The organism is Brucella sp. MAB-22, from assembly GCF_025908475.1.
Classification (GTDB): Bacteria; Pseudomonadota; Alphaproteobacteria; order Rhizobiales; family Rhizobiaceae; genus Brucella; species Brucella anthropi.
In genome coordinates this window covers 1963737-1977376 of sequence record NZ_CP109781.1, presented here as the reverse complement: position 1 = coordinate 1977376, position 13640 = coordinate 1963737, and the positions used below count along the sequence as shown (strand labels likewise).

The window sequence follows — 13640 nt, the reverse complement described above, 5'->3', positions numbered from 1 at the left end:
GCTTGAGAAAAGTAAAGGGGCCGAACCAATCCGGCACTCATTGGTTCGGCCCCGGCGCGCACCCACGGACTAGGGGCGCAGCCTCAATTCGCTCGCCGTTTCCGCAGGGCTTCTTCCGCCTTCGCCACCAAGTCCGACACATCCGGCGTCGGCTCGCCCAGCACCCGCAGCGTGGTCATTGTCGCGACAAGCCGCTCAACCAACGGTAACGCCTTGCATTCCGCCAGCCAGTCCTCAGCCCGCGCCAGCACCAGCCCACGGAAAGCGACCTCGGCATCCGTCCATCCTGCGGAAGCCAGCATTTCTAGCGCTCGCATCACCTCGGTCCAGTTTGTATCGTCAAGATGGCGGAGAACCTGTCGCGCCACAGCATCCGGCTCACCCCGGCTAAACCGCAGTTCCCGGAGCATTTCTTCGGCGGTCGCGGCCATCACCTATCTCCCTCATCCGGTTTCACGGTGCTGGTGAACAGGCGGCTCGCTGCCGACTCCACACCGCCATAGGTCTCCAGCCCATGCGTCGGCGCACCCCTTTCCGCGCCTCGGTCATATGCGCCCGTAGCGGTGGAGTCGGCAAAAGCGTTGATGACATTGAGGGAATGCTCGGACATGGGCAGATTGCTACGCAGGTAGTGCTCAAGCACTTCCCGGTGCCCGACCAGTTTATGATCCTGAATGTACCGGGCAACGCGCTCGTGCTCTTCTGGGTAAAGCGCAGCCGACTGCTGATAGCGGTACGCAATCTGGTCCAGTTGTTGGCGGGTGAAGAGGCGGGCGCTGGCGGCGTGATAAAAGTCTTCGGATTTCATCGGGCTTGCTCCTTTTGAGCGAACGCTGCGAGCCACGCCTCGACCTTGGGATGGCTGTACATAATTGACTGGAGTTCCTGCGGGGCATCGGGGAAAGCAGCAAAGACCGACGCCCGCACAGCTTCGCGAGCCTTCGTCCGTTCCATCTCCCGCTTGTGCATTGCAGCGCAATCGCTGATGCCCAGCGCCACCGTGTCCGAGGACTTGTCGTACTCCGGCACCGTCTGCCCGTTCAAATGATCGGTCGCTGAAATGCCGGGGCCAGATCGAAAACTTCCGAGCTTGGCCTCCAGCCGAGCGCTTTCGATCTTGTCATCTGAAATATAGTTCATGGCTTTCGTCTCCTAAAGTTACGCGCTCGCTGCGCCGCTTCGTTCGATGCAATTCTCCTGCCACGCCGCAATCGCATCCTCATCCCAGCCAACGGCGCGGGGGCCGAGTCGGACGGGTTTCGGAAACCAGCCATCCCGCATACCCTCATAAATGGTGGAGGTGGAAAGGCCAGTTGCTTTGCGGACTTCCGGTAGTCTAATGAACGTTTTCATTTGATAAATCCATGTTTTACTTACGGTTATTTCCGATATGCTTTAGTAAAACATGATACATTCCGACGGTCTATACTTAACCAAATCGGTTGATACATATGACCCCCAGCCAATACACAGGAAAAACCATCGATCACATTTTCGTGATATTTATTAATTGTTTGTGAGCCATATAAACCTGAAGTGATTGCTTCACGAATATTTTCTACCTATTTAGCAAAATGGGAAAGAGTCTCGGCCCAGCTAGCAATTCAATGTTTGAATTTTTGCAAAAGATTTGACCGGCAAAAATTGCCGAATAACTGCTTCGTCACTGCAATGGCCTTCAGGTTTATATGGCTGCTAACATTTTGTTATTGTATGGCCCAAAGACTCGAACGACGGCAAACGCTGAAAAGACTCGTCCGATAAGAAATTGGATTCAGGTTCGTAAGGCTAATGGCACCGTGCCATTGTATGGTTCAAAGACTCGGATGCCGCTAAGCGCAAGAAGACTTGCCCGAAACGAAATCGGTTTCAGGTTCGTATGGTCGCTTTCGAACGGAAAGGGGCCATACAGGCCTGTCGCGAGAGTAAACGTTGAAAGGTTTATCGGAAAGGAGCGTGGGTAAAGGTTGGTATGGTCCTACGCATGAAGCGTAAAGCCATACAGGACTGAAGCAACAACGAACGCTGAAGAGACTCGCCCGCGATGAAATTGGGGCATGTTTAATATGGCTTATCACATCATGTGACGAACCATACGAGACTCGGACGACTATCCCGCCTTCAGGTTGGTATGGCTTTATGCATCATGCATACAACCATACAGGACTCAGGCGAGGCTAGACGCTTAAAGGCGCCAGCGCGCAGGCAAGGCGTTCCGACTCCCTCAATTTTCATGCTTTGTGTCGGATCGCGACTAGGCAGACACACACGCCAATCCGTCGACGCATCGACAACAACGGTTAATTTCCAATTGTGGGTAGATCCGTGGTATGACTTCGCGATGCTACGTTTTACGCAATAATTTCAATAACTTAAAGTGAAATATGGCGGAGGGGGTGTCCTACGAATTATTGTGCTAATTAATTGTTTTAATTTTCTTTTAATATAAGATATTTCGTTCTGTATCCGGATTTGTATCCGGCTAGAATCTTGAGTTTAAGTGAAATCAATTCAAGCCAAATGGAAATCGGTCGCAAGGTTCAATGTGATTTCAGTAACCATTGATGGTGTTTAGTGAAGCGTTGTACTCCTCGCAGAATCGCCGTCAGTACGATTAAGCGCTACACGCTCTTAGGCTTTTAGAAGTCATCTTGAATTGAGGGGATTTTGTCAATCCTCGAGCTACACCACTCACATATCTGCTCTATAAGGGGGGCGCTTAACCAATGCTGAATTTCCGCGCCGGGCGACAACAATCTTAAACGATCTAAAAGTAGACCATTAACGATATTGGTGCTGAGCCGATATTCTTGGTCAGTCAATGAGAAGGGCATCGCAAAACCTTTCTTCGGATCGCAAGTAAAAATAATTATACGCTTCCAGATATCCAAATCAGGGGTTTTACGCTTCTCAGTCCAGTTGGCCCCGCTCGCGCACTGAAAAAGGTAGATCGGAAATCCGGCTCGGTCATCTCCAAAGGCACGATAACAAAGAATATCTAATCCCGCCTCATTTTCAGAACCCCGCACCCAGTGATTAAGATCACCTAACCCTTCCCGCAAGTGTCCGGCGCACCTTTCAGCAACTGCACCTAAGCCAGCCGCTTCTTGTTTGGACCATCCGGTCTTCACCACTTCCCAACCAGCCATCGTTAACCGAACCGATTCGACGCTCAAGTCTTCAAATAGCACCCCCTGCTCTGTGTAATCAGAACCAAAGTGCTGTCGCCAACTTCGGTAAGATGGCAATAAAGATAAGATCAAACAGAATGAATATGGCGCATAGTCACTCCACTCCCCTTTAGAAACTATTCGCATCTGATCTTCGACAACAAACGGATAACCTTGTCCTAATATCCTTTGTCTTCTTTCGATACAGAGACGGACATCAGTTGCAAAATCCCAAGCTTTCTCCTGCGAAGTATAGAAGTTGCTTTCAAGAAGTATATCGACGATATCAGATAGCGAACTTTCCCCATCGAGGAAAAGTACAGATGCCTCTACCCAATCGCTAATAAGCTCAACATTATCGGCTACGTAAGGCCCCTTTTTCCGAAAGCCTTCTTCTGGGAGACTCATCATTTTGCGGAATACTTTGTCAAAAGATCGGAGTAAATCTCCGGAAAAGATCGGAGCAACTGGAATGAATCCTGACCTAACCGAGAAACTGCTTGCCTAACAGATGTATCATCAGCATAAAGATGAACACGGCTCAAAGCCGCCTCAATATCATCCGCAGCAGAGTCAATTAATCGTGCAATTTCTGGCGCATCTCCGCCGGCAAGTTGAAAAGCAGTATCGAATCTAGGTTCGACCGTTCTTTCCAAGTATTCAACAGCCTTTTCACTTTCAAGTATGTGCCCGAAGTTATCCACTTGACGGGAGTCAGCGACCAGAGGTGGAACTTTTTCATTGCCAAACAGCCAACGCGAAAAATTCACCAAATGAGCAAGTTTGTCACTCGGAACCGGTCTTTTGGCTGCTTTAGGTTCGGCCAAAACGTCAATATTCAGATACGTTTTTACCCCCTCAGTTCTCAAAGACAGGAACAAAACACTAAATCGCTCCTCGACTTTATCAATAGAAATTCCTTCAACTTCTTCCATTTGCAACAGAAGACGATATGAAATATAATTTTGCCTTATAGTTGGCGTTTTGCTGCCAATTTTACGCATCACTTCTTGGTAAGAATAGCCATTCTCATCAATAAGCTTTGCTATATACTCAGCCTTTTCGGCGGGAGGCCACTCTTTAATACCGGTGACATGCCGAAACCCCAGAAATACATCGATATCTTGACGTGAATCTGCAACTAAGTATGGAACGCTATCAAACAGATCTTTGGGAATTTTTCCCGATTCAATGATTTGCTTCCATTTACGATCTACATCATCGCCTTGAGCGGCAGCCTGCAGCAGCTTCAAAGAAGCTAGCCGCCTGTTACCCTCAACAACGACCAGTCGTTCACTACCATAAAGCTCTTCCTTTACGACCAAAAGAGCTTCTTGTACCCAAAAGCCGCTCTCCATAAAAGAAACAGCAAGTTCGTCTAATGTCCAATCTCGCATGAGTTTCAATATACGAGCTTGTGGGACTTTTGGACCAGTATTGCTACGCCCTAATCGAGGATTCAACGGGTCCAGAAACAAGTCGTCAACTTTGGCGAATTCTAGCTTCTGATGAACGGCCATTAACTCACAAAAGCCATTACTGGCTCTCCATTCTTGTCAGTTTCGACTTCGATATCGTCGAGATCCGATACTAAATTTGGTTGCACACTCAGCAAACGCCTCGCGACTTGATTAATGACCTTAACGTTTACGGCGTTTCCGAACGCTTTAAAAGCCGCAGAATTGTGGTTTGGTAAAAATTGTAGATGATCCATGCTCTGCAGTCTCGCACACTCTCTGACAGACATAAACCGGCGCTCCCAAGCGATGACTGGAAGTTGGCTAGTTGTAAGAGCAACTAAAGAAGGCGAAACTGTAGGACGCTTGACTCGAATACCGGACGCTCGAAATTGAATAACAGTATTCCAGATATTTCTACCTCCATCCTTCCAATTCCATTCAAGTTTCTGAAAACTTGGAGCAAAATCAAGAATTTTTGGTAACCACTTATCAATAACCTTATTGTTGTCTGTATAAAATTTCCTGTTCTGACGAATGAAATTCTTTTTCCATGCCGGAAACTCTACTTGCTCTAAAGCTGCATAAGTCGGGATTGATAATCGCATTTCATCAGGCGTCAAACCTGACAACTCTCTTCCAAAGGCGCCCTTATACTCCTGAATTTTGAAACCCAAGGCGTGAGGTGTTTCGTTTTCGAACGGATAGGTGGCCCCAAACTCCATGGCCCATATCGGAAAAGATGGAATCGCCACTTCTGAAGGTAGTGTATTTAGCAGCTCCTGCCATGCATTCAAATACTCGATAAACCTAGCGTTTAATCGTTTAGCGGAAGCGGCATGAGGCTCCAGAATAGAACGAATAGACAGATCATCTCTATTGACACTCGCTCCAGGCCAATCAAATTGGCGCAAAGGTTCCATCGATCCTATAATGATCGCTCTTTCGCGTGCTTGAGGCACACCGAACATATGGGGCGAAAGAATTTTTGCGTGAACATCCGAGTATCCGTGACTCCTCAAGGCTTGCTCCATTTCAGCCCATGTACGTCCCTTATCGTGACGAAGTAAATTTGGAACATTCTCAAGAATAAAATAGTTAGGGCGATGATGTCCGATAATCGATAAAACGTGACTGAAAAGATCGCCCCATTTTGGACAATTTGTGCCAAGTTGATCGCCCGCTTTTGAAAATGGTTGACACGGAAATCCTGCGCATAGAACATCATGCTCCGGAATGTCACTTAGAGCTACATTGCGGATGTCTCCCGCTGGTTCTATTCCAAAATTTTTTGAGTATAATTCACGTAAGTCGGGTTGTAGTTCCGACGCAAAAACACAGTTGTGGCCAAGCTGTTCAAGTGCCAGATGAAATCCGCCAAGCCCCGCAAATAGATCGATGAAACGCAGATTATTACTGTTCATCCGGACACCGTACTCCAGCTCCGAAACCATCGCACTCAATGAATTTCGCACCTAAATCTTCCAAAACAGTTCTTATATCGCGCAAAGTTCGCTCATAGGGTTCACGTCTCCCTGTCTCGAAATCTGCCAGTGTGGTAGAGGAGATTCGCGCTCTTTGTGCGAGATCAATTCTATTTAATCCCAGTCCGGCACGGGCCATTCGACATTGTGATGGGCTTATCGCCATAACAGCAACCTTGGCAAAATTTCACTATGTTGGATTTTAGTAACGATTTATCCGACAAATCATAGTGGCTATGCATTCACAATCGAGTTTCTCACCATTTATTCCAACTCATCTGCAGCCTACGACAGACAGGCACCACAAACGACGGTCGCGCCCCTAGGTTTTTCAGAAGAGCGCAAGGGGCAAAATACAGGCCAGCGAGGTGAGCGTCCTAGATTAGCCTTAATATTGATAACCGCAGACCAACGCCGGTTATGAAAGCGCGGTTTTCTTTTCTGGCAAAACGGTGACGGTAAATTAGTTGCCGCTTTCAAGCCTGCGGTGTTTGCTACCGAGGGTGCGCCCTTCGCTCAGCAAAAGTGCTTGAGGAAAAACACAGCGGCTTGGTTGCTTGGAACAGAGAAGCTGACCCAGACATTGGCGAATAGGTTCAGCCTGCCATTCTGCTTCAGTACGGCGGCATCTCAGATATAGAATGAGGGTGCCACAGTGGTTGAAACGATAAAGCCCCGCCGAAGCGGGGCATTATTACTTCTGAAACCAAGCAAGCAGTTTCATTGTGTTCTCATAGAGCGAGACGACGCCAATTAGCACAGCAAGCACGGCAAGAATGACCCACCGCATAAAACGGCCAATTGTGCGCATTGATCTGATCAGATCCAGCCCGTGCTTCATCAAGTCAATATCTTCCTCGCGAAGCTGGGAGAGAAACTCGCGGGTTTCTTCGGGTAATTCGATCAGCTTGCCAGCTGTGGATGCTTCCGGATCCATTGGCATCACCTCATTCCCCCGCCAAGCCATCATAAAAATCAGCGCACCGATCTGTGCGCGCATTCTGTCGATCAAGCGCCTGCCGTTCGCGTTTGAGCACTGATCGAACTTCTGCCCCATCGATCAGCGCTGCATGCTGTTCTTTTCTGCGGCAGTCATCGGGATAGGCTGGCAATTGCCGTTCTGAATGCGCCTGCCCCGCCTGTTCAGCCGCTTCCTGCAAAAGCCTGTTATTTGCGCAGGAACTCAATGTCATCGCGATCAAGCAGGCAAAACCGCCCCGCATCAGCAAGCCGCTTTTCATAGTCGGCAATCTCCTGTTCCGTTTGTTCAATGCGTGCGGCTTCAGCTTCGCGAGCGTTGCGCAGCTGCACTTGATAGGCTTCGATAACGAGAGCATTTGCGCGCCTGATGGATTTGAGCTGATCGAGTTCAGCCTTTAACGCCAGCGCCTGAAATTCAGGAACCAAGCCTTTTTTCGCCTGCCCCTCGAAAACAGCTCCGACATAGGGAAGATCCTTGAGAACCGGCACGCCGTTAAAATAGATCGCGGACAACACGATCCCGACGGCGCAGCCAGCGGCTATCTTGAGGTAGTCCAGCAGGCCGAACATCACAGACCTGCCAGACAGAGTTCCAACTCACCGATGCGCTGAGCGTCACCCAGTTCGCGGCGCTTTTTCAGACCATCCACGACCTTGCCCCCGGCGCGATTGAAAGCGGTCATCGCGTTGCAGGCTGCACGCCATTGCCGTTCACTCATGCGGCGGGCGGCGGTCGACTTGCAGGCCGCACCAGTCCCAATGTTATAGGAGAGATCCAGCATCGACGCCTGCACGCTGATAGGTGCCTGATCAAAAGTCCGGATACACTTGCGCAGCGGTTGCCTGAAATCGTTCTCCAGACGTGTGATGAGTTTCTCGCGGCACTGCTTGTCAGTGTAATAGTCACCTTTCTTGACATCTTTGGTTTCGCCGAGACATACGGTCCAGACTTTGCCGAGCTTGTCGTAATAGGCCTGGTTTTCCATTCCCTCCCATGGGGCGGTCAGATAAGTCGCCGTCAAAGCGACGAGCCCCAACCCAGACGCCAGAGCAGCTTTTGCGCGTTTACTCGCCATTTCGAAATACCTTCTGAGAAACAAGGCGCATCACAAAGGCTGCGACCACCACGAAGAAGGTCAGCAACGCGAACACGCCGGAGGGGATGGGGAAAGTGTCACCAAGGAGCGGCAACACGGCTTCAATGCCGGTTAGAACACCGGCAAGCAGGATCAGGCGGACAGACCACGCCTTTCGCAAGACGTGTCGCCAATCGGGCACAAGCTGCATGACAGCCTCTATTTGACGATGGATATGAGAGAGATTTTCAGCTGCAGGCTGACATTGTCGTAGGCGACATAGCTCCAGCCGATCCAGCAACCGCAGATCCTGCCGAAGACCTTGAAGCGGGCGCGATACGAGAAAAACAATCGGCCATTCGCGTCTCGATACACACCCTCATAGAATGTGCCGGGTTTCGACCAGTCAATGCCGCCGCTGTCGATCTGATAAACGGTGGTCACGCCATCTAACCTGAAACCGAGCACATTGGCCGCAAAGCCATAAGCCGGGTTTCGCATGATCCATCGTGTTCGCTGCCACCACAGTTTGAAGCCCTTGGCTTGCGGCCATCCAAGCTGATGTTGCCCGCCGTCCAGGTCGTCATCATGCGTGTGAAAAAGCGAGAATGGGTACGGCAGAACCGAAATCCCCGCCAACACTGAACAGAACGCCAATATCGGTGCGATCAGGATCGCTACCAGCTTGGCAATAAGCAGCAAGATCCCGTAGATCGCCCACTTGATGAAGACGACCGGATAATTCCGGATAATGTATTTCATGATTGCCCCGTTGGAAATTCGAGCGGCGCTAGGCGCGACCTATACCCATGCCCATAGGTGACCCGCCCGTCGTCGAGGTTGCGGGCGCTTGCGGTTTAGGATCCGGCACCGCAGGCGTTTTAGGACTGTTCTCGTTTGTTTTCGACGTGCTGGCAGCAGTCGACTTTTTCTTATCCTTGGATGCCTTGCTGGCGACCGGCTTTAGCTTCGCTTCGATATCGGTCATATATCCCGACTTGCTGATGCGGTGGGTTGCTGTCTCGATAATGAATTCGATGCCGTCAATTTCCGGCCGCACATTCTGGTAGGAAAACGGCGCGCCTGCCCGAATGGTCGGATCGCCAAACACTGTGACAAAGGTTTTGACAGTTTCCGCCTTGAGGCTTTCAGCCTTGGACTTCGCAGCCTTTTTCGCTTCGGCTTCCGTGCTGAAATTTTCCTTCACCGTAAAATCGGCAGTGCCTTCCTCGTCGCTGTCTTCCTCGACCTCGACCGTCTCAGCTTTGGCGCGGTCGCGAACCTTTGCGCGCACTGTTTTGACTTTCTTGCGATAGGCGAAGTTGATGCGACATGTGCCCTGCACGATCTCGAATGGCCCGACGACAATAGGCGTCAGATCCTTTCCGCTCGCTGACTTCCCGCTACCACGCTTCGCAAAAATCAGCTTGCCATCCTTGACCGAGAACAAAGCACCGTGAATGCGTGCCAGACGCTCGCATACATGCACGTCGCTCTCATCCTGCTGTCCGAACCAGTCGTACTTGTGCGAAGCGACCTCGTCGTCGATGACAGGCTGCAAACCGTTTTCGGAGGCGATTTGCTGCAGGATCTCGGCAACAGTCTTTTCATCCCAGTGGCGGGAGCGGCTTTGCTTGAACTTGTCGCGGATATTCGCCCCTCGCCCGCGAATGTTCATGCCGTAAGGAAGGCAGCGGATCTCTGGGTCATCTACAGTGAACGCACCGAAAGGGAGTATGCCGGTCTCTGCATAGCCAAGCGACACCTCAATCTTGTCACCCTTTTTAGGGATGGCGGCGAACGGGTTGCCATCATTCAGGTCGACATCAATCGAGTCCGAGCCGACACCCTCTTTGTCGGTGACAGTCAGCGAGATAAGCCGTTCATTCACAATGGACGCGACGGCTTTGCCGTTGACTTTTATTTCAAAGGCTGGAGTCTTCATGAAGCACCTAGTGCTGAACTTTGATTAAACCGGGGGGAAAATGAGGAAGCTATTTGTTTCTACTGCGCTGCTGAGTAGCATCGTTCAAATCGGCGCTGCGACGGCAGATAATAATAGGCCGACACCTCAAGCAGTGACGGCTGCGATGGCAATGGTCAAAATTGTAAGCCAAGACATCAAGAGGGATCCAGAGAACCCAAGGGTTTTAGTACAAATCAAAAATGACAGCGACCTTGCTTTCAGCTGGATCACTGTATCTTGTCGCATCATGAAAGGTGACAAGTTCCTCGACGTAGCGGAAGCATACATTACAAATGTTCAGCCAGGGGAAACCGTCGGAGAACAGGCAACCTATTCCGCAACACCAGAGAACAATGAAGCTGATCGCGCTATTTGCAGACCCGCAATTGGCTTGTAGGCTAATCCCATAGTGCAATTAGCGGTTGGTTTTGATCTGCTCGCAAAGCATCGGGAAGATTAATTTTTGTACCAATTGGCAACCGATGCGGCAGCGCCGCCAACCCGGGATTAGCTTCCAAAACCCGCTCGACATAGCCGCTTTCGTCGCCATAGACCTTACGGCAGATAGCGTCGACCATTTCGCCTTGTATCGTTGTGTAAACGCGCGCCATGGCATCACCCGAACAATGATTGAATGACAGAAATCGGCGAGAAACTGCCGCCAGTGTAGCGCTTAAGCTGGATGCGGAAAACATCCATACGCGGCTGTCCAAGAGCAGTGTGATAAGATTGATCTTCGCTAATACCTTCGATCACGTGCATGCCGTAGACATTTCCGGCTAATGTAATAAGCGGCAATACAGTTCCGGCAACAGCCGCCCCGCGAAGGCCTTCAAGAACAGCCAATCCGCCGAACTCATGCGGGAACAACACTCCTTCAATTGTCGTGCGATCATCATCGCCGCCTGTCCATTGGAGTCGGTTCAACCCGCCTACAGTGTTGATGTCGGCCCAACGGGTGGAAAGGTCACGCTTCAATCCCCGGTAACCGAACCGAAGGGAATGAAACATGAAAGGCCCTAAGCACATCGGAATTGCCATTACATTCCCCCGTCGGAATATGCGCCGCCAGACGCCGCACGGAATTGAGCCGCGACTGCTTGTGCTGTCTGAGATGCGATCTGTTCCGGAGAAGCGCCGGTCTGCACGTTCATATGAACCGTCACCACTGGAGCAGGCTGCGGATTGGTAACCCGCACATCTTGCGTTCCACTCGGCATGGTCTGTACCGGCGTAGCAACTGAAACAGATGGCGTCCCAACCAACGAAACATCAGCCGGCCCCTTTGCACCTGCAATGCCAGCCGTAGGAGACGGCGCGGTCAATGCGCTCCACAGCGCACCGAAACTAAACGGTTGGGACGCGTTTTGCGCGGGCTGATTTGGCAGAGGCGCGGCTGGTAACACTTGCCCCGTACCAGTACCTGCTTTGGTCCTTTGTTCGTTGGACTTCTGTACGAAAAATTCCGGGTTTATGTAGCGAGGATCGGACGGCCCTTTTGCTTCAAGCCCCTTGTAGAGACCATAGGCCATAAGCCCCCATATGCCACCACGGGCCACCATACCCCCGGTGCCACCGCCAGCACCAAGAATTCGGCTTAACCATCCAGCACCAGCACCACCAGCAGCTGCAGCGCCACCGCCAACCGCTGTAGAAGCGGCACCAGCCGCCGCCGTTCCTGCGATCAGGTTTCGCAGGTTTAGGAGCGGACCGGAAACCGCCAACAAACCACCAGCAATCATAGCCCAGTCAACCATTGAAAGTTTGGCCAGATTATCCGCGAACTCACCAATGCTGTTAGCACCCTTGACGGCATCAATCAGCGTGATAGCAGCGGAAGATACAAGGGCGATCTTCCCAAATGGGGACATAGCTAAACGGGTGATACCGCGCCCCAAAGTCAGCATCGCTGCGCCGGTAGCGGCAATGCCGAGTGCACTTATCACGGTCGCAGAACCAGACATCTTGCTGAGAGCTTCCGAGATATTCCCGGCAGCGCCTAACAGATCCCCTTCCCCAATATCTTTGGCGAAGGCTTTCAGGTCTAGACCAATCTTGCGGAAATTGTTCGAGAGCTTAGCCAGATCAATCATGCGCTGATCGACCTGCGTGCCGTCGCCTTCAAAGGCCTTGCCAAACAGAAGATCACCGAGATCATTGATTAGCTGGCGTGTTCCGCCCTCGCCCCCATAACCGAAACCGCTCATTAAGCCCTTGACGGCCATTTCGATCTTGTCGATGACGCCCACACGTTTATCCAGCGTGTCCAGCACATCGCCTATACCAAGGCTCATATCCTTGATCGTCGGCAACCAGCTATCACCAACGCCGATGCCATAAGCTTTGATCTTGTTTCCAAGCAACTGCAAAGCATTCGCCGTCGTTTCGGCGCGAACCATATATTCCTGAAATGCGGATCCGCTGTAGTTCGACTCAGTGCCGATCATCGCAAGCTCGCGGCGCAGCTCTTTCGTATCGGCAATGATCGGCATGAGCGCTCGCGCCTCATCACCGAACAAGGCAGAAGCGATGCTGATATGCTGATCTTTCGGTAGCTGCTGGATCCGCTCGATCACGTTCAACGTGGTCTTGAGCGCATCTTTCTGCATGTTCTTCGATACCTTGACGGAATCGAGGCCGAGCTTTGCGAATGCCAAACGCTGTGACTTTGTTGCCTGCTCACCTTTCGTCAGTGCGCGCCCCATGTTGCGGAACGAAGTTGCCGCGACTTCCGCCTCAGCACCTGCCGAAATCATGGACGCGCCGAAAGCGAGCGTCTGGGTATCGGAAAAGCCGAACATCTTGCCGGTCGCAGCAACCCGCTTGTCAAACTCCACGAGGTCGCGAGCAGCCGAGGCGGTATTGTTTGCGAGGTGATTGATGGCGTCAGCGTGTAAACCGATCTGGTCGACGTTAAAGCCAAGCTGGGTCTTGATCTTTGCTAGCGCATCACCGGTTTCCCCCTGCGACGTATCCCACGCCACGCTGACCTTTGCAGCCATTTCAGAGAACTTTGTCAGCTCCTGCAACGCAACGCCTGACTGACCAGCAGCAGCATAGATCGAGGCAAGCCCATCGGCAGTTACCGGGAGTTCCTTCGATAGTCCGAGGATCTCGGATCGAACGACGGACAATTGCGCAGGCGTGCCGTCGACGACCTTGCGGACATCGGCGAAAGCTTCCTCGAATTTCATAGCAGCGCCGACGGTTCCGCCGATACCTTCACGAACACCGACATAACCGGCCCCGATGGCGACGAGATTACGAGCCAACGCCCCGACGGAAAAGCCGCCGCCCGCCCCCATGATCGCGGACGTCGTTCTGCTGGCACGACGGTTGAGACCGTCGAGCGCAGCAGCAACACCGCGAGCGGGCCCGGTGATCTGATCGACAAGCGAAACAACAAGCTTGGAACTCAGGACAGCCATTATTTTCTCTTTGCTTTCATCAGATCGACGGCCTCATCACGCCACAGCAAGACTTCCTGCGGCGTCATTTCCAGAAAC

18 protein-coding genes are annotated in these 13640 nt (G+C 51.6%); 1 reads left to right on the top strand and 17 read right to left on the bottom strand.

From position 1 onward, the window contains the following. Positions 1–83: 83 nt before the first annotated feature. The 14 genes from OHI65_RS09225 to OHI65_RS09155 all read right to left on the bottom strand — a co-directional run bounded on the left by OHI65_RS09225 (position 84) and on the right by OHI65_RS09155 (position 10113). The gene (locus OHI65_RS09225) at positions 84–431 is read right to left on the bottom strand and encodes a hypothetical protein (protein WP_264358689.1); all 348 of its coding nucleotides are present in this window, start codon (positions 429–431) and stop codon (positions 84–86) included. Next, positions 431–808 carry a hypothetical protein gene (locus OHI65_RS09220; protein ID WP_151612340.1) on the bottom strand — a complete coding sequence of 126 codons (378 nt, stop codon included), beginning with the start codon at positions 806–808 and terminating at the stop codon, positions 431–433. The genes OHI65_RS09225 and OHI65_RS09220 overlap by 1 nt, the downstream gene beginning before the upstream one ends. Next, a complete protein-coding gene (locus OHI65_RS09215) occupies positions 805–1140 on the bottom strand; it encodes a hypothetical protein (protein ID WP_264358688.1) in 336 nt (111 codons plus the stop codon). The genes OHI65_RS09220 and OHI65_RS09215 overlap by 4 nt, the downstream gene beginning before the upstream one ends. Positions 1141–1158: 18 nt before the next feature. After that, on the bottom strand, positions 1159–1353 hold the full coding sequence (locus OHI65_RS09210; protein WP_264358687.1) for a helix-turn-helix transcriptional regulator: 195 nt from the start codon (positions 1351–1353) through the stop codon (positions 1159–1161). A 1286-nt stretch (positions 1354–2639) separates the two neighbouring features. Then, positions 2640–3581: a hypothetical protein gene (locus OHI65_RS09205; protein ID WP_264358686.1), complete on the bottom strand. Its 942-nt coding sequence runs from the start codon at positions 3579–3581 to the stop codon at positions 2640–2642. After that, complete coding sequence (locus OHI65_RS09200) at positions 3578–4690, bottom strand: hypothetical protein (protein ID WP_264358685.1); 1113 nt, start codon at positions 4688–4690, stop codon at positions 3578–3580. Before OHI65_RS09200 ends, OHI65_RS09205 begins: the two co-directional genes overlap by 4 nt. After that, positions 4690–6081: a DNA cytosine methyltransferase gene (locus tag OHI65_RS09195; protein WP_264358748.1), complete on the bottom strand. Its 1392-nt coding sequence runs from the start codon at positions 6079–6081 to the stop codon at positions 4690–4692. The genes OHI65_RS09200 and OHI65_RS09195 overlap by 1 nt, the downstream gene beginning before the upstream one ends. After that, a complete protein-coding gene (locus tag OHI65_RS09190; RefSeq protein ID WP_264358747.1) occupies positions 6041–6250 on the bottom strand; it encodes a helix-turn-helix domain-containing protein in 210 nt (69 codons plus the stop codon). The genes OHI65_RS09195 and OHI65_RS09190 overlap by 41 nt, the downstream gene beginning before the upstream one ends. A 555-nt stretch (positions 6251–6805) precedes the next feature. Continuing rightward, positions 6806–7168 (bottom strand): hypothetical protein, encoded by a 363-nt coding sequence (locus OHI65_RS09185; protein ID WP_264358750.1) that lies wholly within the window; start codon positions 7166–7168, stop codon positions 6806–6808. Between the two features lie 110 nt (positions 7169–7278). Next, positions 7279–7662: a hypothetical protein gene (locus tag OHI65_RS09175; RefSeq protein ID WP_264358683.1), complete on the bottom strand. Its 384-nt coding sequence runs from the start codon at positions 7660–7662 to the stop codon at positions 7279–7281. Beyond that, positions 7662–8168, bottom strand: coding sequence for a lysozyme (locus OHI65_RS09170; RefSeq protein ID WP_151654424.1), 507 nt, complete (start codon positions 8166–8168; stop codon positions 7662–7664). The genes OHI65_RS09175 and OHI65_RS09170 overlap by 1 nt, the downstream gene beginning before the upstream one ends. Then, on the bottom strand, positions 8158–8379 hold the full coding sequence (locus OHI65_RS09165) for a hypothetical protein (protein WP_264358682.1): 222 nt from the start codon (positions 8377–8379) through the stop codon (positions 8158–8160). Before OHI65_RS09165 ends, OHI65_RS09170 begins: the two co-directional genes overlap by 11 nt. A gap of 8 nt (positions 8380–8387) precedes the next feature. Beyond that, the gene (locus OHI65_RS09160) at positions 8388–8930 is read right to left on the bottom strand and encodes a hypothetical protein (RefSeq protein ID WP_264358681.1); all 543 of its coding nucleotides are present in this window, start codon (positions 8928–8930) and stop codon (positions 8388–8390) included. 28 nt (positions 8931–8958) lie between these two features. Further along, positions 8959–10113 (bottom strand): phage late control D family protein, encoded by a 1155-nt coding sequence (locus OHI65_RS09155; protein ID WP_264358680.1) that lies wholly within the window; start codon positions 10111–10113, stop codon positions 8959–8961. Between the two features lie 40 nt (positions 10114–10153). Between OHI65_RS09155 and OHI65_RS09150 the strand changes: the two genes are divergently transcribed. Beyond that, positions 10154–10531: a hypothetical protein gene (locus OHI65_RS09150; protein WP_264358679.1), complete on the top strand. Its 378-nt coding sequence runs from the start codon at positions 10154–10156 to the stop codon at positions 10529–10531. Position 10532: 1 nt separating this feature from the next. Here OHI65_RS09150 and OHI65_RS09145 read toward each other — a convergent pair whose 3' ends face one another. From OHI65_RS09145 to OHI65_RS09135, 3 genes are read right to left on the bottom strand one after another with little or no spacing between them, the layout of a single operon-like run. Next, the gene (locus OHI65_RS09145) at positions 10533–10745 is read right to left on the bottom strand and encodes a tail protein X (protein WP_264358678.1); all 213 of its coding nucleotides are present in this window, start codon (positions 10743–10745) and stop codon (positions 10533–10535) included. A 4-nt stretch (positions 10746–10749) separates the two neighbouring features. After that, positions 10750–11175: a phage tail protein gene (locus OHI65_RS09140; protein WP_264358677.1), complete on the bottom strand. Its 426-nt coding sequence runs from the start codon at positions 11173–11175 to the stop codon at positions 10750–10752. Next, positions 11175–13562 (bottom strand): phage tail tape measure protein, encoded by a 2388-nt coding sequence (locus OHI65_RS09135; protein ID WP_264358676.1) that lies wholly within the window; start codon positions 13560–13562, stop codon positions 11175–11177. The genes OHI65_RS09140 and OHI65_RS09135 overlap by 1 nt, the downstream gene beginning before the upstream one ends. Between the last annotated feature and the right edge of the window lie 78 nt (positions 13563–13640).